Below are 19,373 nucleotides of genomic sequence, written 5' to 3' on the forward strand. Positions count from 1 at the left end.
ATCGATCGGGATGCGGTTTTTTCACTCGTCGGCGGATTGTGCGTGATCGTCGGTGGGCGGACGATCGATCGATTCGCGGATTTCGACGGATCTTCGGGAGATTGTCGATGGCAGCGGGGATTTCACGGTTCAGGCTCACCCGACGACGCGCCCTGCAGGCCGCCGGTACCGGTGCGGCAGCGGCCCTCGCGTTCGCTCCACCACGCCTGGCGCTGGCCGACGGCGCCGGTGTCACGCTGCGGCAGGGCACCAACCTCTGCGCCGCCGCGGCACCGGACGGGCGCGTGGCGTTCGACCTGGTCAACGCGATCTGGGTGCTCGAACCCGGCGGCGGTGCGGCGCGCAAGCTCACCGATGAGCTGCAGGACGCCACGCAGCCGGACTTCTCCCCGGACGGTCGCGCCCTGGTGTTCCAGTCCTACCGCGATGGCAACTTCCACCTCTGGACGATGGCCGCCGACGGTTCCGGGCTGCGGCAGCTCACCGCGGGCGGGAAGGACCACCGGGAGCCGAGGTTCTCGCCCGACGGAAGGGCTCTCGCGTTCGCCTCCGACCGCGCGGGCGGCTACCAGGTGTTCGTGATGGACCTCGGTTCCGGGGTGATCAGCCAGATCACCCGGGATCGGCCGGACGTGTCGATGCCGAGCTGGGCGCCCGACGGCAAGGCCCTGGTCTACGTCGCCGGGGACACCGCGATCGAGCGCGTGGAGATCGCGTCCGGGCAGGTCAGCGTGATGGTCGACGGTGGTGGCGAGGTGTCGCTCCACGGTCCGAGCCTCGCTCCCGAAGGCCGGTTGGCCTACGTCCGCCTGGCCGGTGCCCGGCGGGACCTGGTGGTAGACGGGCAGGCCGTGACCGAAGGTGAGGACGTCTTCGGCTTCGCGCCGCGCTGGATCGGCCCCGGTGAACTGCTCTACACCGCCGACGGGGTGGTCCGCAGGCGCGGGCCCTCCGGCGAGCGCAACGAGGTTCCGTTCACCGCAACGGTTCCGGTGCTCTCCCGCCGCGACTACCCGAAGCGGCGTCCCGGGGTGCGCGGGCCGAAGGTCACCGGCATCGCGAGCCCGGTGTGCTCGCGCGACGGCGCGCAGGTCGCGTTCCGCGCGCTGAACGCGCTGTGGGTGATGCCGATCGGTGGCGCACCTCGAAAAGTCGTCGGCGACGGGTACTTCGCGTCCGACCCGGACTTCTCCCCGGACGGGCGGCAGCTGCTCCACAGCAGCGACCGCGGCGGCACCGCCGACCTGTGGTTGCACGACCTGGCCACCGGCTCGGATCGGCGCATCACCGACGTGCACGGCGCGGCGATCACGCCCCGGTTCTCCCCGGACGGCGACCGGATCGCCTACCAGGACCAGGACGGTGCCACGTGGGTCGCCGACCTCGCCGGCGGCGCACCGCGCCAGGTGACGCCACCGCTGTTCCAGCCGGGTCGTCCCGACTGGTCGCCGGACGGGCGAACCCTGGTGCTGGCCGCCGTCAAGCCCTACGGGACGCGGTTCCGCGAGGGGACCAGCCAGGTCCTGCGGGTCGACGTGGAAACGGGGGCGCTGCACTACACCGAGGTGATGCCGTTCCGGTCGCTGGCCACGCGCGGCGACGACGGCCCGGTGTGGTCCCCGGACGGCAGGCACCTCGCGTTCGTCGTGGAGTCGACCGCGTGGATCGTTACCGTCGACGCGACTGGGGCGTTCACCGGCGCACCCCGCCAGGTCACCACCGAGCTGACCGACTCGCCGAGCTGGCGCGACGCCGACCACCTGCTGTTCCTCAACGGTGGCGAGCTGCGTTCGGTGCACGTCGGCACCGGCGAGGTCGCCTCGATCCCCCTGGACCTGACGTGGACTCCGGCGCGGACCAGCGAGAACCAGGTGGTGCGCGTCGGTGCGCTGTGGGACGGCGCGTCCGAGCAGCTGCGCCGCGACGTCGACATCGTGCTGGCGGGGGAGCGCATCGCCGCCGTGCTCCCGGCGCAGGACGGGCGCGCCCGCATCGACGCGCGCGAGCTGACAGCGATCCCCGGTCTCATCGACGCCCACGTGCACTGGCACCTGCGCGGCCGGCAGTGGGGCGACCGGCAGGGACGCGCCTGGCTTGCCTACGGCGTCACGACGACCCGATCGCCGGGGGATCCGGCCTACCAGATGCAGGAGACCCGCGAGGCGCTGAGCTCGGGAGACCGCGTCGGCCCGCGGTACTTCGCCACCGGCGAGGCCATCGACGGCGGGCGGATCTACTACAACTTCATGCGCCCCACCCTCAGCGAGGAGCAGCTGCGGCTGGAGATGCGGCGCGCGTCCGCCCTGGACTACGACATGGTCAAGACCTACGTGCGCATGCCGGTGCGGATGCAGCAGGCGGCGATCGCGCAGGCGCACGCGCAGGGCAGGCCGCTGAGCTCGCACTACGTCTACCCGGCCGCGCATCTGGGCATGGACGGCATGGAGCACACCGGGGCCACCAACAGGCTCGGCTACTCCCACACCTGCGACGAGCTCGGCAGGTCCTACGACGACGCCGTGGAGCTGTTCATCGCCAGCGGGATGTCCATCACCCCCACGCTGTTCACCTCGTCGGGGATGTACGCGCAGGACCGGTCGCTGATCGAGGACCGGCGGACGCGGGTGCTGTTCCCGCCGTGGGAGTACCAGCGCCTGCTCGCCGAGGCCGAGGACGCGGCCGGTCCCGACGGTGAGGTCACCCGCTTCAAGCTGGCCGGTCAGGTCGACATGCTGCTGCGCATCCAGCGCGGCGGTGGGTTCGTCATCGCGGGAACCGATTCGCCGCTGGACAACATCGCGGTCTCGCTGCACATGAACCTCCGCGCGATGGTCGCGCACGGATTCACGCCCCGCGAAGCCCTCACGACCGCCACCCGGAACCCGGCCCGCTGGCTCGGTCTTCCCGGCGAGCTCGGCGAGATCCGCCCCGGCGCCTACGCGGACCTGGCCCTGGTCGCCGGTGACCCGCTCACCGACATCACCGCCGCAGCGGCGGTCCGCACGGTCATCAAGGGCGGCGCCGCGCACACCGCGGACGCTCTCCTGGCCCCCTTCGCATCACCCGGCACGACAGCGACCGCCCCCATCTCGGGATCGCACCGAGCCGGACCGGAGACCGACCCGGCGTTCTGGTGGCACGAACCGGAATGGACCCACCGCGCCTGCTGCGAGCACCCGCGCTTCGGGTGATGGGGGCAGCGGGCGGTTCTGGTCCGGACCGACCGGGCGAAACCGGCAGCGATCACGGACGGATCGGACCAAAACCGCCGCCTGCCGGGGAAAACCGGCGGCTGGGCCGCGGAGGCCTCGGGGTACCGGAGACGCGCCTCGGATCGGTAGCCTGGGAAGGTTGGGTTCGCCGGTGCGGGGAGGCGCGTTGGTTCTGCCGGAGCCGAAGGGCGTGGACGTCGAACGCCCGAACTCGGCGCGGATGTATGACTACTACCTGGGCGGGTCGACGAACTTCGCGGTCGACCGCGAAGCCGCCGAGGCCGGGCTGAAGGCGATGCCCCACGCCCGCGATTACGCGGTCGCCAATCGGGCGTTCCTGCGCCGCGCGGTGGACCACCTGGTGCGCCAGGGCATCGACCAGTTCCTCGACCTGGGGTCGGGGATCCCGACCGTCGGCAACGTGCACGAGGTCGCGCACCAGCACAACCCGCAGGCCCGCATCGCCTACGTCGACCACGAACCGGTCGCGGTCGCCCACGCGCGGGCGCTGCTCGGCGAGAACCCGATGGTCTCCATCGACGAGGCCGACATCCGCGAACCGGAGTCGGTGCTGCGTGCCACCGGCGTCGCCAAGATCGACTTCGGGCGCCCGGTGGCGGTGCTGGCGGTCGCGATCCTGCCGTTCGTGCCCGACCAGGACGAGGCCACCGCGCTCACCGCCGCCTACCGGGAGGCCTGCGCTCCTGGCAGCTACCTGGCCGCCACGCACATCTCGCAGCTCGCCGCCACCGATGAGCAGGTCGCCGCGGCCGAAGAGGTCATGGCCCGCACGCCGACCCCGGTGCGGTGGCGTCCGCCGGAGGAGATCGCCGAGCTGTTCCACGGCTACGAACTCATCCCGCCTGGCCTGGTCCCCACGCCGTCCTGGCATCCCGACCTGCCGCCCAGCGAGGACGACATCGCTCGCGCCAACGCCTACGCCGCCGTCGGCCGCCTGGTTTAAACGCACGGACCACCCGGGGATTCTCCGGGCACGGCCTCCGCCGTCGCGGGGGCGAACCGTGCAGCAGAACAGGGTGATGTAGCCGTGGAGACGGGAACTCTCCAGCACGTCTACGACCGACCCGGCCCCTTCGTGACCGCCTATCTGGACACCTCGGGGGACGCCGAAGACGCCGCCAAGGCGATCGAGCTGCGGTGGCGAGCGATCCACGAGCGGTTGCAGCAGCAGGGAGCCGACGAGGCCACCGTCCAGGCGATCGCCGATCACGTGCGCGAACATCGCGCGCAGACCGGCCAGCGCGGGCAGGTGCTCGTCGGCGAAGGCGCCGAGGTGGTGCTGCAGGACGAACTGCCCGAGCCGCCCACCGACCTGCCGGCCGAGGACCAGGCCTACGTCGGCCCGGTCCCGCACCTGATGCCCTACCTGCGGCGATGCATGTCCCGGGTGGCGTTCCTGGTGGCCGACGTCGACCACACCGGCGCGGACCTGACGGTGGTGTCGGGCTCGGGGGAGATGAAGCGGGTCCGCATCGACGGCGAATCGCACCCGGTGCACAAGACCCACGCCGGAGAGCAGGAGAACCAGCAGCGGTTCCACATGGCCGTCGAAGAGCGCTGGAAGCGCAACGCCGAGGCCGTGGCCGGTGAGATCACCGAGCGCGCGGGCAAGATGGGCGCGCAGGCGATCGTGCTCACCGGTGAGGATCAGCAGCGCTCCTTGGTGCACTCGCTGCTGGGTGAGGACCAGGACCTGGTGATCGAACCGGGTTCTCGGCAGGAGTCGGCGGAGCGGTTGCGGCACGAGGTGACCCGCAGCGTGCACGACGCGGAGGTCGCCGAGGCGGTCGAAGAGTTCCAGCGCGAGAGCGGCCGGGGCGAACGCGCCGTGGAGGGCTGGCAGGACACCGTGGAGGCCCTGCGCCGAGGCCAGGTCCGCACGCTGCTGTGGACCGCCGACGATCACGCGGGCGACCTGCACGTCGGTGCCGGTGCCACCGAGCTCGCCGCGGACGAACGCGCGCTGAAGGACACCGGGAGCGAGATCATCGGTGACGCACCCGCCAGCGCGGCCGTGGTCCGCGCACTGGCAGGGACCGGTGCCGACCTGGTGATCACCGAGCCCGGCACCATCGACCTCACCGGTGGCATCGGCGCGGTCCTGCGGTACCGGGCGGCGTGATGCGGCCGAGTCGCGCGGTCGCCTCGTTCGACTCGGCGACCGGGATGCTGCGCGCGCTGTCGCACTGCCTGGCCGGACGTGACGCGCCCGCGCTGGGTGCGGCTCCGCGCGCGGCGGTGCCGGTGATCTCGGCGTTGCTGGGCGGGGTGAACCGGCTGCCGACCTCGCTGGCCGATCAGGTGTACGCGGTCAGCGGCGTCGGCGAGGCGGTGCCGCCCGGCCGGCTCGCCGACATAGACGCCGACGACCTCGCCGAGTGGACCGTCGACCACTACCCGCGTCGCCGATATCCGGTGGTGTTCCTCGGTTCCTCCAACGGCGCGCTGATGCACCTGGCCGCCGCGCTGGACGCGCCGTGGCTGCCGCAGACGCTGCTGATCCCGGTGCGGCGCGGCGGCGTGGACCGCGACGACCCGGCGGCCGAGCTGGAGGCCGGGCGGCATCCGGGACGCGAGCTGCTGCGCACGAACCCCGAACTCGTGCTGCACCACATGCACGACCCGAACCAGGACCGGCTGATGATCGCCGGCATGTCCTACTTCCGGGTCAAGTGGCGGCGGCTGCCGGTGGCCTACCGGCGGTTCATCCGCGAGCACCTGGCCCCGGACGGCGTCGTGGTCACCTCGGAATGCGATCTGGACTGGCCGGTGACCAGGGTCGATGAGCGCCACGTGTTCCAGTTCGGCGCGCTCGGCGGAGCCGACGAGCAGGAGTACTTCACCGGTGGTCCGCGCGTGCGCGAGTTCCTGCGCAGTTACGGCTCCGAGCACGAGTCCTGGAACCCGCCGCAGCCGGACGAGCGGCGGCCGGAGGCCGAGTGGGGTTTCGAGCCGGAGCTCCTCGATGACGTCGACGCGCTGGGTTTTCCGGTGCGCAGACTGCGATTCGGTCACCCGGAGGACCTGAGCCCGGCGGTGGCGCAGCTGCACCGCGACTGGTACGCCGCGAACGGCTCGCCCACCGATCGGTTGCTGGTGGAGACCTTCCTGCTGCTGGAACCGCACTGGGCGTGGCGCACGGGTTCGGTGCCGTTCTGGCTGACCTTCAACGCGGGGAGTTCACCGGGAACCCTGCGCGAGCACCTGGACTCGGTGTCCTACGACGAGATCCGGATGATGCTGTTCTCGCACGGCACCGAGTCGATCGGGCTCGCCCCGATCGAGACCTGGCAGCACCTCGTCGGTCGCGCTCGCCGGTTCGGCACGGTGCTGGGAGCCGATCCGGCCGCGTACCCGAGGGACTTCGCGGGTCTGGTCCGCGCCCACCGGGCTCTCACCCGGGTGTCCGCGCGCGACGAGCTGCCGAAGATGTCGTTCCACGAAGCGGAATCGCTGCTCCGGGGGCCGAACGTGCGCCTGTGAGCACGCATGGCGCGAGGGTTGAGCGGGTAGGCCGTGGGGAGCCCGAGTGGGATTGGAGGACGTCTGGTGGCGAATGCGAACCTGAAGGCGTTGAACGACGTCGGAGTGTCGATCTGGCTGGACGACCTGTCGCGCAACCGGGTCCTGTCCGGAGGCTTCGACGAGCTCATCCAGAAGTACGGTCTGGTGGGCGCGACCAGCAATCCGACGATCTTCGCCAACGCGCTGTCGAAGGAACCCGAGTACGACGAGCAGTTCGACGAGCTCGCCAAGGCGGGCGTGACCACGGACCGGGCCGCCCGCATCATCACCACCGACGACGTGCGCGATGCGGCGGACGTCTTCCGCGACGTCTACGAGCAGACGGGTGGTGTGGACGGTCGGGTTTCCCTGGAGGTCGACCCGCGGCTGGCGCACGACACCGACAAGACGGTCGCCGAGGCGATCGATCTGTGGAAGGCCGTGGACCGGCCGAACCTGATGGTCAAGATCCCGGCCACGGTGGCGGGCCTGCCGGCCATCACGAAGGTGATCGCCGAGGGCATCAGCGTCAACGTGACCCTGATCTTCTCCGTCGAGCGCTACAAGGCCGTCATGGACGCCTACCTCGCCGGTCTGGAGCAGGCCAAGGGAGGCGGGCACGACCTCGCGTCGATCGAGTCGGTGGCGTCGTTCTTCGTCTCCCGCGTGGACACCGAGATCGACAAGCGGCTGGACGCGATGCAGGAGGGCCACCCGCTGCGCGGGCAGGCCGCGATCGCCAACGCCCGCCTGGCCTACGCCGCCTACCAGGAGGTCTTCTCCTCCGAGCGGTGGAAGGCCCTGCAGGCCGAGGGTGCTCGGGCGCAGCGCCCGCTGTGGGCCTCGACCGGAGTGAAGGACAAGTCCTACTCCGACACCCGCTACGTCGACGAGCTCGCCGCGCCGAACACGGTCAACACCATGCCGGAGTCGACGCTGCAGGCCACCGCCGACCACGCCGACGTGCGCGGTGACCTGGTCAGCGGCACCGCCGAGGCCTCGCAGAAGGTCTTCGACGACCTCGCCGCCGCGGGCATCGACCTCGACGACGTCTTCAAGCACCTGGAGACCGACGGCGTCGACAAGTTCGAGAAGTCCTGGACCGAACTCCTCGGCACCGTCGCCGATCGGCTCGGGTAGTCCACAGAGGAGGATGAGATGTCTGATCCCGTGGATGCTTCCACACCCACTCCCAACGAGACCGAGCCCGACCCGCAGGACCCGGAGGACCCGGCCAACCTGCAGTCGGCCGAGGACCTCGACGAGGACGAGCTCGGCACCGATCCGCTGGAGCGCGGCGTCGAACCGCCCGAAGGCTGGTCGGCCGCCTCCCGCGAGCGGCCCACCCCGCGCGAGCAGCGCGAGGGTCGGACGCTCGACGAGCGCATCGCCGAGGAACGCCCGGAAACCGACTAGCTGTCGGTGGCCGGTGGACAATGGGCGAGGTGACCGAGCAGGACCAGGAGTGGCGGTTCGTCCAGGGCGGGCGGCTGCTGCCCGACGCCGTCGTCTCGGCGGTCGGCTACAGCTCCCGCCTGGACCGGCCGTGCCGGCATGTGGGGATGCCTTCGCCCGCGTTGACGCTGGTGCTGACCTTCGACGAGCCGGTGATCTCGGGTTTCCAGCCCTCCGGCGAGGACGCCGAGAGCACTCACCTGGTGCTCGGCGGCTTGCACACCTGCCCCGCCTACATCGCTCAGCCCAGGGTGCAGAGCGGCATCCAGCTCGCCGTCCGGCCCCTGGCGTTGCGCGGGCTGTTCGGCGTTCCGGCCGCTGAGCTGCGGGATCGGGCGATCGACGCGCGGGAGGTTCTCGGCGGCGGCGTCGAGGACCTGCGCCAGCGACTCGCCGAGATGACCACGTGGCCCGAGCGATTCGCGGCCCTGGCCACCTACCTGAGTGCGAACGCCGCGGAGGTGACCTCGGGTGCGCGTCCGGAGGTGGCGGAGGCGTGGAAGTGGATCGCCTGGCACCGCGGCACCGGTTCGATGAGTGCCCTCGCCCGGCACGTCCACCTCGGCGAACGGCAGCTGACGTCGCTGTTCAAGGCCGAGCTCGGCGTGTCGCCGAAGGGGGCGTCGCGGTTGATGCGCTTCGAGCACGCTCGTCAGCGCATCGCCCGCGCCGTCCAAGCTGGGGGTCCGCTCGATCTCTCGGCCGTGGCGCACTCGTGCGGGTACTACGACCACTCGCACCTCGTGCGCGACTTCAACCAGTACGCCGGGTCGAGCCCGAGCCGGTGGATCGCCGCGGAGCTCCGAAACATCCAAGCCGGCGCCGGTCAGCGGGCGGAAGAATTTCCCCCATGACCACGACGAACACCAGACCCGCACCCACGGTGTGGGCAACGCTGCAAGCGCACGACGCACCCGCGCTCATCGATTTCCTGGTGGACAAGCTCGGTTTCATCAAGACCGCCGCCTACACCGACGGAGATCAGGTCGCCCACGCCCAGCTCGACTGGCCCGAGGGCGGCGGCATCATGCTCGGCACCTACCAGCCCGGCAACGACTGGTCCCGCCAACCCGGCACGGCCGGGATGTACGTGGTGACCGAAGACCCCGACGCGCTCTACGAGCGAGTGCGCGCGGCGGGTGCGGACATCTTCCGGGAGATCGCCGACCAGGAGTACGGCAACCGCGAGTTCGGGGTCCGGGACCCGGAAGGCAACCTCTGGTCCTTCGGCTACTACCGAGGCGAACCCCGCCCGTGATCACACGCCCTTGAGGCGGGAGTTGCACTCCGTGCAGGTGGGGAAGTAGATCCAGTCGAGCTCGCTGGGCTGGGCCATGGCGACGAGTTCGCCGCACACCGCCTCGGTCGAGGCGAGGCCCTCCCAGCGGGCTCCGCGGAACGCGTGCCGCACACCGCCCGGTACGTTCTCGTTGGGTATCGGAAGCCAGAAGTGCCGTTGCGCCTGCTCGGTGTGCATCCCCAGTCCTCTCACTCGTGATCAGCTTGGGCTGCAAGGTAGCGAACTGCAATTGCAACTCGCGATAACCCAATAGGTTGATCTGCTTGATTGCCGGTGTCGAACTGGTGCAAGATCCGGATCCATGTCGAAGACATGGCCGGCGGTCCGGCGGGTGCAGGTCGGGTTGATGCTCCGCGCGATGCGCGAGAGGTCGGGAGTGAAGTCCAAGGAGATCAACGAGACGCTCGACTGGTACGTCGGCAAGCTCCAGAAGGTCGAGTCCGGCAACCTCACGGTCTCCGCGGCCGAGGTGAACGAACTCGTCCGGCTCTTCGGTCTCGACGATCAGGCCGAAGCCGACCGCCTGCGAGCCCTCGCCAAGGAAGCCCGTCGCAGGGACCAACCGGCAAGAGTCCCGGACTGGGCGGCCACCTACGTCGCCCTCGAAGGCGCAGCAGCGGAGATCAAGTACTACGACCCCGAGGTGATCCCGCCCGTGTTGCAGACGGAGCACACCGCGCGGGCTTCGTTGTCCAACCCGCTCGACGAGACCCAGGACGTCGAACCGGCCGTGGCAGAACGGGTCCGCAGGGCGGATCGCGTGCTCGGTGACGACGCACCGCAACTGTGGTGCGTCGTCGGCGAAGCCGCTCTCTTCCGGCAGGTCGGTGGTCGAGGCGTGCTGCGCGATCAGCTCCAGCACCTTCGAAAAGCTGCGGCGCGGCCGAACGTCACCGTGCAGGTCCTGCCTTTCGACGCGGGAGAGCACGTCGCGCTCGGGTCGTCTTGGACGCTGTTGCACCTGGACGAGCCGTCGGCGACCTTCGTTTACACCGAAGCGCTCACGAGTGGTGACTACCTCGACAAACCCGCCCATACCGATCGCTACGTGAAAGCGTTCGATACCCTGCGGATGATCGCAGCGTCCGACCGAGCCTCGGTCAAGATGCTGGATCGGAGGATCAAAGAACTGACCTAGTGGAGTGGTGACCATGCGCCCGTCTCAGTCGGTCACGGGCTGGCGGACGTCCAGTCGCAGCCAGGGGGCGCAGAACTGCGTGGAGGTCGGCCGGATTTCCGACGCCGGAGCAGCGGTCCGCGACACCAAGAACCGCACCGCCGGCCACTTCACCACCACGGCCCCGCAGTGGCAGCACTTCGTCGACGCGATCAAGACCGGTCGGTTTGACCGCTGACCCAGCGCACGAAAAACGCCCCCGCCTGGCCGGGGGCGTTTCTCATGCACGAACCATCCCCTCGAGTGACCCACGACAGCGGGCTCCTGAGGCGGGGATTCGAATTTCGCGCGAAATTCGAGTGCGAACTTCGGCGGTCGAATTTCGCGCGAAATTCGAACAGCTCTGCTCAGGTGTGGTGGAGCCGGGTGTGGTCGTGCGGGGTGAGGAGTTGGACCGTGCCTTCGCCGTTGGCGGCTAGGAGGAGGCACCCGTTCGCGGTGGTGGTGAGGCCTGCGAAGGGGCGGGGTCTGGCCGGCGGGAACAGGGTGGGGGCCGGGTCTTCGCGGTGGAGGCCTGGTGGGAGGCCTACCGGGAGAGACGTGGCCGCGGTTCGGGTTTCGCCGGTGGTGAGGTCGATGGAGACGAGGCGTTGGGTGCCGACCTCGACGACGTAAAGGGTGTCGTCGAGGGTCGTGATGCCTTGTGGCTGGTCCAGTCCGTCCGCGAGGGTCGCGACCGACCCGTCCTCGATGCGCACGACCGCGCCGAGGGAGTCGTCCGAGGCGTAGTGGCGGCCTTCGGCGTCGAGGGCGACGTCCACCGGGTGCGGGAGCTCGGCGATCGGGGTCACCGCGTCGGCTTCGTCGATGTGGATCACCCGGCCGGCGCCGGTTTCGGCCACGAGCAGGCCGGTTTCGGTGATGGCGATGCCGGTGGGTTCGGCGAGGTCCTTCACGCGCATCCGGACTTCCCGGGTCGCGGGGTCGAAGGTCCGCACGTCGCCGTGCATCGAGGTGATGTGCACCAGCCCGCCACCTGCGGCGACGCCGTGGCAGGCGCCGCCCGCGACCGGCTGGATCAGGTCCCCGGTCACCAGATCCCCGTCGGCGAGCCGGAAGTGGTCGCCCGCGTAGACCCGGCCCGCCTCGTCGGCGGCCACGCCGAACGGACCGTGGAGTCCCCGGCCCACGACCGCGCGGGTGCCCAGCGCGTCGACCTGGGTCACGCCACCGCTGCCGTAGCTGGACACGAGCATCCGGTTCTCCCGGTCGAACGCCGCGTTGTCCATGCCCGCCACACCGGTCTCGATGGTGCTGCGGCGCCCGGTGTCCGGGTCGATGCGGGTGACGATGCCCGTCACGCCCCGCGACAGCACCACCAGCGCGCCGTCGTGGTCGAAGCGCACGGCCACCGGTTCGTGCACGTCGTCGGCGACCTCCTGCGGTGCGCCGCCGTCCGGCGAGACCCGCCAGACCTGCCCGGTCATCATGTGCGGGTAGTACAGCGAACCGTCCGGGCCCTGCTGCATCGCGTTGCCCATCGCCAGACCTTCGGCGAGCACCACGATCTCGCCGGTGTCGGGCAGCAGCTCCACGACCCGCCCGCCCGGCCGCATCTCGTTGACGAACAACCGGTCGCCCACGCACGTGATGCCGTTGGGCACCCGGATCTCCTCCGACAGCAACGTGAACTCGCCGTCGGGGGAGCGGCGCCACACCCGCTGCGGGGTGATGTCGGCGATGTACATCGACCCGTCGGAGCCGAAGGCCAGGTCGTCGGGCGCCTGCACCGGGCCGTTGGCGGGAACGACGACCTCCACCTCACCCGTGGTCGCATCCACGGCGCTGATCTGCCCGGCCAGGAACTGCGCGACGTAGAGCCGCTTGTCGGGTCCGAAGGTGATGCCGTTGGACCCCCACAGCGGGCTCGGCCGGTTGAGCCTGCGCATCGACCAGCGCTCGCTCCGCGGCGTGCCGAAACCGGGGAAGCGGGTGTTCACCATGCGACCGGGAGCTCCTTCAGTCCGTAGATGGCGTGATCGCCGGCCCAGGCGATCTCCTCGTCCGCGAGCCGCAAGGTCGGGAATCGCCGCAGCAGCGCCGGGAACGCGATGCGCATCTCCATCCGCGCCAGCGGAGCGCCGAGGCAGTGGTGGATGCCGTGCCCGAACCCGAGGTGCTGGTTGGCGGGGCGGGCGATGTCGAAGCGCTCCGGCTCCTCGACCAGGCCCGGATCCCGGTTGGCGGCGGGGAGGTTGAACGACACCAGGTCACCGCGCCGGATCGTCACGCCGCCGAGCTCCACGTCCCGCGTGGCCAGCCGGGGCGAACCGGAGTTGACCACGCTCAGCCACCGCATCAGCTCCTCGACCGCGCCCGGAACCGACTCGGGATCGTCGCGCACCGCGGCCAGCTGCTCGGGGTGGCGCAGCAGCGCCAGCGTGCCCAGGCCGAGCATGTTGGAGGTCGTCTCGTGGCCGGCGACGAGCAGCAGGTTCGCCACGCCGATGAGCTCGGCGTTGGTGAGCTGCTCGTCGTGCTCGCGGATCAGCATGCCGATGAGGTCGTCGCCGGGTTCGAGGCGGGCCCGCTCGACCAGGTCGGTCATGTAGGCCTGCGCTGCGCGCCCCAGCTCGACCTTGTCGTCGTGGGAGACGGTGAGGTCGAGCTGCTCGCGGGTGCGGTCCTGGAACTCGTCGCGGTCGGCGACCGGAACGCCCAGCAGCTCGCAGATCACCAGCGACGGGATGGGCAGCGCGTACTGCGACACCAGATCGGCCGGGCTGCCGTGCCGTTCCAGCAGGTCCAGGTGCTCGTCGACGATCTCGGTGATGCGCGGCTCCAGGCGGCGCATCCGGCGGACCGTGAACTCCGGGGTGAGCATCCGCCGCAACCGGTTGTGGTCCGGCGGGTCCATCGACAGCAGGTTCCCGCTGCCGTCACCGGAGAGGTGGCGCGGGTCGCGGCTCGCGCCACCGACGAGGTCGGCGGTGGTCCAGCCGTTGCTGAAACCGGTGGTGTCGCCGAGCATCCGGCGCACGTCCTCGTGGCGGGTCAGCAGCCACGAGGGCGGGCCGAACGGGGTGGGCACCCGCACGATTCCGGCGCCGTCGCGAACGGCCTCCACGTCGGGAGCCGGACCGAACCCGCTCCGGCGGCGGCTGACCTCGATGACGGCGGGCTCGGTTGCCTCGGGCACGAGCGTTCCCCCTTGGTTAAGTCGCGTGACTTAACCAAGGTACCCGAACAGCTCAGGACGGGACCGCGCCCCGCTGCCGGACCCGCACCGCGGTCTCCTGGATCGACTCGACCAGCCGCGCGGTCTCCCGCGCTCCGCGCAGCCAGGACCGCTCGATCTCCGGCGTCCGGCCCTCGCGCACCGCACCGGCGAAGGAGGCCAGCGAATCGCGGAACTGGTGCGAGGCGTCGAGCGTGAACTCCTCGGCGTGGTCCTGCTCCTCCAGCCGCAGCAGCGGGCGGTGCTCGGCGGGCGGGGTGAACGCGCGCTCCAGGCTCAGGTGTGCCGCATCGCCCCACAGCGCGTAGCGGGAGCGGTAGGCGTGCTGGAAGCCGAACTCCAGATCGGCGAAGACCCCGTTCTCCGACACCAGGAGTGCGTGCCCGGCCATGTCCACACCGGTGTCGGCGTCGACCCGCAGCGTCGCGCCGGCCACCGTCAGCCCCTCGCCGAGCATCAGCTGCGCGGCCCGGATCGGGTACACGCCGACGTCGAGCAGGCATCCCGCGCCCAGCTCGGGGTCGTAGCGGATGTCCCCGGCGCGCGGCGAGGGAACGCCGAAGGCCGAGCTGAAGGTCCGCAACCGGCCCAGCCGTCCGCGCTCGACGACCTCGCGCACGATCTCGTGCTGCGGGTGGTGCAGGAACGCGAAGTTCTCCCGCAGCAGCAGTCCGCGCTCGGCGGCCAGCGCCACCAGTTCACCGGTCTGCTCGGCCGAGACCGTCATCGGCTTCTCGCACAGCACGTGCTTTCCGGCGCTCAGCGCCCGTCGCGCCCACTCGAAGTGCAGCGAGTTCGGCAGCGAGAGGTACACCGCGTCGATCGCGGGGGAGTCGATCATCTCCTCGTAGCTCATCGCGGTCCCGCCGTGCTCGGCGGCGAAGCGCTCGGCCCTGGCAGGAGCTCGGCTGGCGACCCCGGCGACCCGGGACCCCTCGATCTCGTGGAGCGCGGGCAGCATTCGTCTTTCGGCGATTCCGGAGCAGCCGAGCACGCCCCACGCCACCGGCTGGTTCATCTGATCCCTCGCAGACTCCTCGACGCGGCGCAACGCGTGCAGCGTAGGGGATTCCGGTGAACGGTCGCGGGACGCTCAGGAGGTTCGGCCGCGCCGGGCCAGCAGCGCGGCGAAGGCCGGAACGCCCACCAGCGCGGTCATGACTCCCACCGGAACCTCCTGCGGGGCGGCGACGGTCGTGGCCAGAACGTCCACCCACACCAGCAGGATCGCGCCCAGCACGGCCGTGACCGGCAGCAGCGCGCGGTGCCGCGGACCCACCAGCAGCCGCGCGGCCTGCGGCAGGACCAGGCCGACGAACCCGATCGCACCGGCCGCCGCGACGAGCGTGGCGGTCAGCAGCGCGGTGGCCACCAGCAGCACGACCCGCAGCCGCGTGACGTGCACGCCCAGCGCCGCGGCCGTGTCGTGCCCCAGTGCGAAGGCGTCCAGCGCCCCGGCTCGCGACAGGCACAGCAGCAGGCAGACCGCGCACACCGCGCCCGAGACCGCCACGTCGTTCCAGCGGGCGCCCGAGAGCGAGCCGAGCAACCAGAACAGCACGCCCCGGGTCTGCTCGGCGTCGGCCGAGGTGATCACGACGAACGACGTCAGGGCCGAGAACAGCTGCGTCCCGGCGACACCGGCGAGCACCAGGTGCGTCGTGGTGCCACCGGCCACCGCTCCCAACGTCATCACCAGCGCGAACGCGACCAGGGCACCGGCGAAGGCGCCCGCGGTCACACCGATCGCGCCCGCGCCCAGTCCGAGGATCACCACCAGCACCGCGCCGGTCGAGGCGCCTGCCGACACGCCCAGCAGGAACGGGTCGGCGAGCGGGTTCCGCAGCAGCGACTGCAGCACCGCGCCGCACACCCCGAGCCCGGCGCCGCAGATCGCCGCGAGGACCGCGCGCGGCAACCGCAGCTGCCAGACGATGCCCTGCCCGATCCGCGACACGTCGGTCTCGCCCAGGCCCAGCCGCGCGCCCACCACACCGGCCACGTCGGCCACCGACAGCGGAGCCGGTCCGAGCGTGACGGCCACGGCGATCGACAGCAGGAGCAGCGGAATCCCGGCCAGCACGATCAGCGAGGAGGGCAGGCGCCCGGTCCTCACCGCCGCTCCAGCTCGGCCAGCCGGTCGGCGAGCCGCTCGATGCCGGTGATCGTGCGCATGCTGATGTTCATCTCGGTGCCGGTCATGCTCATCCACCGTCCCTCGCCGACGGCGGGCAGCCGCGACATCGCGGGGTCGGTGCGCAGGAATTCCTGCTTGGCGGCGAGGGAATCGCCTTCGCCGTCTCGGGTGAGGTCGCCGAGCACCAGCAGGTCGGGGTCGCGGGCGAGCACGTCCTCCCACGACACCTGCGGCCACATCGAGCGCACGTCGTCGTAGGCGTTGCGCACCCCGAGGGTGCGGGTCATGATCGCCGGAGATCCGGTCGAGCCTGCCACGTAAGGGGATTCGGTGCGGGCGAACCAGAACAGCACCGAGGTGTCCCGGTGGGGGACGGCCTTGCGCTGGGCGTCGGCCACCCGCTGCCGCAGCTGCGCCACCAGCGCCTCGCCGCGCTCCGGGACGTTGAAGAGCGTGGCGATCTCCTGCACCTCCCGGTAGATGTCGTCGAGCTCGACGGGCTCGGCGAGCGGCGCCTCCTCCGGGAAGCAGTTCGAGGGGGAGAGGTAGGTGGGGACGCCGAGCTCGGCGAAGCGCTCCCGCGAGGCCACGCCCTCGTCGGTGAACACCGCCTGGTAGGCGCCCAGCACCACGTCGGGCTCGGTTGCCAGCACCGATTCGAAGGACGGGTTGTTGTCGGAAAGCCGCGGCACCCGGGCGTTCTCGGCGGCCAGGCCCGGATCGACCGGATCGGTCCAGGTCGCGGTGCCCACCATCCGGTCCGCCAGCCCCAGGGCAAGCATGATCTCGGTGGTCGACTGGTTGAGGCTCACGGCCCGGCGCGGTGGTTCGGACACCGAGACGTGGCCGTCGCAGTTGGGCAGCGACACCCGCGGCGGAGCCGACTCCGTCGCGGGTGCGTTGCAGGCGGCGAGTGCGGTGGCGCAGAGCAGCATCAAGCCCGTGCGCGTCCAGCGTAAGAACACGTTGTGCGGAAATCCTCACCCCAGGCCCATGCGCGAGACCTGGTCGGCCGATTCCCGGAACCGGGTGCGGTTCCGGGGAGCCGGCAGGTCTTCGGGCTCGGGCTCCACCGGGCGAGCCGCCTTCCCGGATCGAGTGCGATCCAGTGGCTCGGGCTCGCCCGTCACCCCTACCGCTGCGCGTCAGCTCCGGCTTCCGACCGGATTCCCATCGGCCACACGTGGCACGACCGGCTCGCGATCGAGTCTAACCGGCCGGGGTGAAGTCGATCCGGCGGCCGTTGCGCCGGATCGACTCGACGTCGTGGGCGGCGGGGTGGCATCGCCGCCGACCAGTGATGACGCTGCGCGGAGGCGCGGTGCGCTCCGGAAAGATCGGGGGCAAGAAGAATCCACAGTGGACTACTGGTGCGTGCCGCCGTCGACGCGGATCTCGGTGCCGGTGATGAAGGCGCCGTCGTCGGAGGCGAGCATCGCGACCACGCCCGCCACGTGCTCCGGAGGTGCGAAGCCGCTGCCGAGGGCGGGGGAGAGCTTGGTGAACAGGTCCCAGTCGGTGTCGGCGGGCAGCTTGTCCGCGGTGGTCTCGGTGATGCCGCTGCGAATCCCGCCGGGCACCAGCGACACCGCGCGCAGACCCTGCTTGGCGTACTCCAGGGCGATGCTGTGGGTGAAGGACTGGATGCCGCCCTTGCTGGCGGCGTAGGCGGCCATGTAGGGGTGCGCGAAGTTCGCCGAGGTCGAGCTGAAGTTGATCACCACGCCGCTGCCGGTCCCCAGCAGCGCGGGTAACGCCGCGCGGGTGACCAGGAAGGTGCCGGTGAGGTTGACCGCGAGGATCCGGTTCCACAGCTCCAGCGAGCACTCGTGCGTGTGCGCGCTGTGCAGCATTCCCGCCGCGTTGACCAGCACGTCCAGCCCGCCCAGCTGCTCGGCCGCAGCCGGTACCGTGGCGTCGACGGCGTCCTCCTGGGAGATGTCCAGGGGCAGCGTGCCCAGCCGGTCGCACGTGCCGGCCTCGGCCGCGCGCCGCGAGGTCTCCTTCAACCCGGTCTCATCGATGTCGGTGGTCAGCACCCTGGCGCCCTCGTCGAGCAGGCGCAGCACGCTGGCCTGCCCGATCCCCGACGCTCCACCTGTCACGAGCACGCGCTTGCCGTTGAGCCTGTCCATCGCGATCGCGTCCTTCCGCACCCTCGAACGCCCCGACCGGGCCTTCGTGAGGCTCAACGCACGACGAGGCCGGAAGTTGCTCATGAACCGGGGGTGAGCGGTCGATCGTCCGGTGTGGACGAATGTGACGAACGTCGGTCACAGCGGGTAGGTCTCGGGGTGGACTCCCCACGGAGCGTTAGTTAGGTTAGGCGCACTTAACTCACTGCGAGGTGTGGAGATGCGCTGGATGCGGACCCTGGGGCTGATCATGGCAGTCCTGCTGGGAATCGCCCTGACCGGCTGCGGCGCGGCCGGTCCCGAGAACGACGAGCCCACCGCCGGATCGGCGGACGGCCAGTTCCCGGTCACCATCAAGACCGCGTTCGGTGACGTCATCGTTCCGGAGCGTCCCCAGCGCGTCGTCGCGCTGGGCTGGGGCGACGCCGAAACCGCGCTGAGCCTCGGGGTGCAACCCGTCGGTGCCGCCGACTGGCTGCCGGTGGGCGGCGACGGCGTTCCGCCGTGGATCCCGGCCGACAAGCGCTACACCACGCCGCCGAAGATGCTCGGCACCATGGAGGTCGACATGGAGGCCGTCGCGGCACTCCAGCCCGACCTGATCCTCGACACCCGCGCCAGCGGCGACAAGGAGCGCTACAACCTGCTCAACCGGCTCGGCGTTCCGGTGGTGAGCATCCCGCCGGGCGGCGAGAGCTACCTGACCACCTGGGACCAGCAGCTGGACATGGTCGGCAAGGCGCTGGGCAAGACTGCCGAAGCCGCTCAGCAGAAGGCCGATCTGGAGGCGAAGTTCCAGCAGGCCGCCGCCGCGCACCCGCAGTTCGCGGGCAAGACCGTCGCCGTCGGCGCGAAGATGGTCGGCTCCTACGGCGCTTACGTCAACGGCGGTTCGCGCCTGGAGTTCATGGAGCGGCTGGGATTCCGCCAGTCGCCGGCCGTGCAGGCGGTGGCCGGGGACAACTTCTTCGTCAGCGTCTCGCCCGAGCGCATGGACCTGTTCAACGCTGACCTGACCGTGATGTTCCCGATCGGCCTGTCCGCGACGGAGGTCGACAAGGACCAGATGTTCCAGTCGCTGCAGTCGGTCCGCGAACACCGTGCCGTCGTGCTGCACGACGAGCAGGCCGTGCAGGCGTTCTCGGCGGGCACCGCCGCGGGCATGGCCTACGCGGTGGACGAGGTCGTGCCGCTGATCGCGCAGGCCCAGGCGGGCTGAACCCGCGCCGACGCACCACTGATCAGGAGAACGAT

19 protein-coding genes and 1 riboswitch are annotated in these 19,373 nt (G+C 70.8%); of the genes, 11 read left to right on the forward strand and 8 right to left on the reverse strand.

What is annotated here, in order from left to right; translation table 11 throughout:
- The first annotated feature begins 107 nt into the window (after positions 1 to 107).
- The 8 genes from KBO27_RS07780 (at position 108) to KBO27_RS07815 (ending at position 9,450) form a co-directional block, all read left to right on the forward strand.
- Positions 108 to 3,191 (forward strand): amidohydrolase family protein, encoded by a 3,084-nt coding sequence (locus KBO27_RS07780; RefSeq protein ID WP_210969311.1) that lies wholly within the window; start codon positions 108 to 110, stop codon positions 3,189 to 3,191.
- A 187-nt stretch (positions 3,192 to 3,378) separates the two neighbouring features.
- Positions 3,379 to 4,176, forward strand: coding sequence for an SAM-dependent methyltransferase (locus tag KBO27_RS07785; RefSeq protein WP_246536577.1), 798 nt, complete (start codon positions 3,379 to 3,381; stop codon positions 4,174 to 4,176).
- Positions 4,177 to 4,260: 84 nt separating this feature from the next.
- Positions 4,261 to 5,355 (forward strand): baeRF2 domain-containing protein, encoded by a 1,095-nt coding sequence (locus KBO27_RS07790; protein WP_210969312.1) that lies wholly within the window; start codon positions 4,261 to 4,263, stop codon positions 5,353 to 5,355.
- Positions 5,355 to 6,716 (forward strand): hypothetical protein, encoded by a 1,362-nt coding sequence (locus KBO27_RS07795; protein WP_210969313.1) that lies wholly within the window; start codon positions 5,355 to 5,357, stop codon positions 6,714 to 6,716. The genes KBO27_RS07790 and KBO27_RS07795 overlap by 1 nt, the downstream gene beginning before the upstream one ends.
- A 63-nt stretch (positions 6,717 to 6,779) precedes the next feature.
- Complete coding sequence (gene tal, locus KBO27_RS07800; RefSeq protein ID WP_210969782.1) at positions 6,780 to 7,877, forward strand: transaldolase; 1,098 nt, start codon at positions 6,780 to 6,782, stop codon at positions 7,875 to 7,877.
- A gap of 18 nt (positions 7,878 to 7,895) precedes the next feature.
- Entirely contained in the window at positions 7,896 to 8,153 is a 258-nt protein-coding gene (locus KBO27_RS07805) for a hypothetical protein (protein WP_210969314.1), read from the forward strand.
- Between the two features lie 29 nt (positions 8,154 to 8,182).
- Entirely contained in the window at positions 8,183 to 9,046 is an 864-nt protein-coding gene (locus tag KBO27_RS34525) for a helix-turn-helix domain-containing protein (RefSeq protein ID WP_210969315.1), read from the forward strand.
- Positions 9,043 to 9,450: a VOC family protein gene (locus tag KBO27_RS07815; RefSeq protein WP_210969316.1), complete on the forward strand. Its 408-nt coding sequence runs from the start codon at positions 9,043 to 9,045 to the stop codon at positions 9,448 to 9,450. The genes KBO27_RS34525 and KBO27_RS07815 overlap by 4 nt, the downstream gene beginning before the upstream one ends.
- Here KBO27_RS07815 and KBO27_RS07820 read toward each other — a convergent pair whose 3' ends face one another.
- On the reverse strand, positions 9,451 to 9,669 hold the full coding sequence (locus tag KBO27_RS07820; RefSeq protein ID WP_210969317.1) for a hypothetical protein: 219 nt from the start codon (positions 9,667 to 9,669) through the stop codon (positions 9,451 to 9,453).
- 124 nt (positions 9,670 to 9,793) lie between these two features.
- On the opposite strand from KBO27_RS07820, the gene KBO27_RS07825 reads away from it, so the two are divergent.
- Together KBO27_RS07825 and KBO27_RS07830 are read left to right on the forward strand one after the other, a co-directional pair.
- Positions 9,794 to 10,630, forward strand: a complete 837-nt coding sequence (locus KBO27_RS07825; protein ID WP_210969318.1) for a DUF5753 domain-containing protein — start codon at positions 9,794 to 9,796, stop codon at positions 10,628 to 10,630.
- A gap of 13 nt (positions 10,631 to 10,643) precedes the next feature.
- The gene (locus KBO27_RS07830) at positions 10,644 to 10,847 is read left to right on the forward strand and encodes a DUF397 domain-containing protein (protein WP_210969319.1); all 204 of its coding nucleotides are present in this window, start codon (positions 10,644 to 10,646) and stop codon (positions 10,845 to 10,847) included.
- 169 nt (positions 10,848 to 11,016) lie between these two features.
- Here KBO27_RS07830 and KBO27_RS07835 read toward each other — a convergent pair whose 3' ends face one another.
- The 7 genes from KBO27_RS07835 to KBO27_RS07865 all read right to left on the reverse strand — a co-directional run bounded on the left by KBO27_RS07835 (position 11,017) and on the right by KBO27_RS07865 (position 18,119).
- The gene (locus tag KBO27_RS07835) at positions 11,017 to 12,612 is read right to left on the reverse strand and encodes an outer membrane protein assembly factor BamB family protein (RefSeq protein WP_210969320.1); all 1,596 of its coding nucleotides are present in this window, start codon (positions 12,610 to 12,612) and stop codon (positions 11,017 to 11,019) included.
- Positions 12,606 to 13,808, reverse strand: coding sequence for a cytochrome P450 (locus KBO27_RS07840; RefSeq protein WP_210969321.1), 1,203 nt, complete (start codon positions 13,806 to 13,808; stop codon positions 12,606 to 12,608). Before KBO27_RS07840 ends, KBO27_RS07835 begins: the two co-directional genes overlap by 7 nt.
- A 52-nt stretch (positions 13,809 to 13,860) precedes the next feature.
- Positions 13,861 to 14,865 (reverse strand): Gfo/Idh/MocA family protein, encoded by a 1,005-nt coding sequence (locus KBO27_RS07845; protein ID WP_210969322.1) that lies wholly within the window; start codon positions 14,863 to 14,865, stop codon positions 13,861 to 13,863.
- 75 nt (positions 14,866 to 14,940) lie between these two features.
- Complete coding sequence (locus tag KBO27_RS07850; protein ID WP_307870286.1) at positions 14,941 to 15,963, reverse strand: FecCD family ABC transporter permease; 1,023 nt, start codon at positions 15,961 to 15,963, stop codon at positions 14,941 to 14,943.
- Positions 15,960 to 16,949 carry an ABC transporter substrate-binding protein gene (locus tag KBO27_RS07855; RefSeq protein ID WP_307870287.1) on the reverse strand — a complete coding sequence of 330 codons (990 nt, stop codon included), beginning with the start codon at positions 16,947 to 16,949 and terminating at the stop codon, positions 15,960 to 15,962. Before KBO27_RS07855 ends, KBO27_RS07850 begins: the two co-directional genes overlap by 4 nt.
- Before the next feature lie 65 nt (positions 16,950 to 17,014).
- A riboswitch (cobalamin riboswitch) is annotated at positions 17,015 to 17,196 on the reverse strand.
- Positions 17,194 to 17,331, reverse strand: coding sequence for a hypothetical protein (locus KBO27_RS07860; RefSeq protein WP_210969323.1), 138 nt, complete (start codon positions 17,329 to 17,331; stop codon positions 17,194 to 17,196). It overlaps the preceding riboswitch by 3 nt.
- Positions 17,332 to 17,348: 17 nt before the next feature.
- On the reverse strand, positions 17,349 to 18,119 hold the full coding sequence (locus KBO27_RS07865) for an SDR family NAD(P)-dependent oxidoreductase (RefSeq protein WP_210969324.1): 771 nt from the start codon (positions 18,117 to 18,119) through the stop codon (positions 17,349 to 17,351).
- Between the two features lie 220 nt (positions 18,120 to 18,339).
- Here KBO27_RS07865 and KBO27_RS07870 point away from each other — a divergent pair, with 220 nt between their 5' ends.
- On the forward strand, positions 18,340 to 19,338 hold the full coding sequence (locus KBO27_RS07870; RefSeq protein WP_210969325.1) for an iron-siderophore ABC transporter substrate-binding protein: 999 nt from the start codon (positions 18,340 to 18,342) through the stop codon (positions 19,336 to 19,338).
- The last annotated feature ends 35 nt before the right edge of the window (positions 19,339 to 19,373 follow it).

The organism is Saccharopolyspora endophytica, from assembly GCF_018070075.1.
In the GTDB taxonomy this organism is placed as follows: Bacteria; Actinomycetota; Actinomycetes; order Mycobacteriales; family Pseudonocardiaceae; genus Saccharopolyspora; species Saccharopolyspora endophytica.

Bases quoted from the DNA above. Each gene is read 5' to 3' on its own strand.
- KBO27_RS07780 (WP_210969311.1), top strand. From the start codon at position 108: ATGGCAGCGGGGATTTCACGGTTCAGGCTCACCCGACGACGCGCCCTG.
- KBO27_RS07870 (WP_210969325.1), top strand. From the start codon at position 18,340: ATGCGCTGGATGCGGACCCTGGGGCTGATCATGGCAGTCCTGCTGGGA.
- KBO27_RS07865 (WP_210969324.1), bottom strand. From the start codon at position 18,119: ATGGACAGGCTCAACGGCAAGCGCGTGCTCGTGACAGGTGGAGCGTCG.
- KBO27_RS07835 (WP_210969320.1), bottom strand. From the start codon at position 12,612: ATGGTGAACACCCGCTTCCCCGGTTTCGGCACGCCGCGGAGCGAGCGC.
- KBO27_RS07830 (WP_210969319.1), top strand. From the start codon at position 10,644: ATGCGCCCGTCTCAGTCGGTCACGGGCTGGCGGACGTCCAGTCGCAGC.
- KBO27_RS07815 (WP_210969316.1), top strand. From the start codon at position 9,043: ATGACCACGACGAACACCAGACCCGCACCCACGGTGTGGGCAACGCTG.
- KBO27_RS07825 (WP_210969318.1), top strand. From the start codon at position 9,794: ATGTCGAAGACATGGCCGGCGGTCCGGCGGGTGCAGGTCGGGTTGATG.
- KBO27_RS07795 (WP_210969313.1), top strand. From the start codon at position 5,355: ATGCGGCCGAGTCGCGCGGTCGCCTCGTTCGACTCGGCGACCGGGATG.
- KBO27_RS07820 (WP_210969317.1), bottom strand. From the start codon at position 9,669: ATGCACACCGAGCAGGCGCAACGGCACTTCTGGCTTCCGATACCCAAC.
- KBO27_RS07845 (WP_210969322.1), bottom strand. From the start codon at position 14,865: ATGAACCAGCCGGTGGCGTGGGGCGTGCTCGGCTGCTCCGGAATCGCC.
- KBO27_RS07805 (WP_210969314.1), top strand. From the start codon at position 7,896: ATGTCTGATCCCGTGGATGCTTCCACACCCACTCCCAACGAGACCGAG.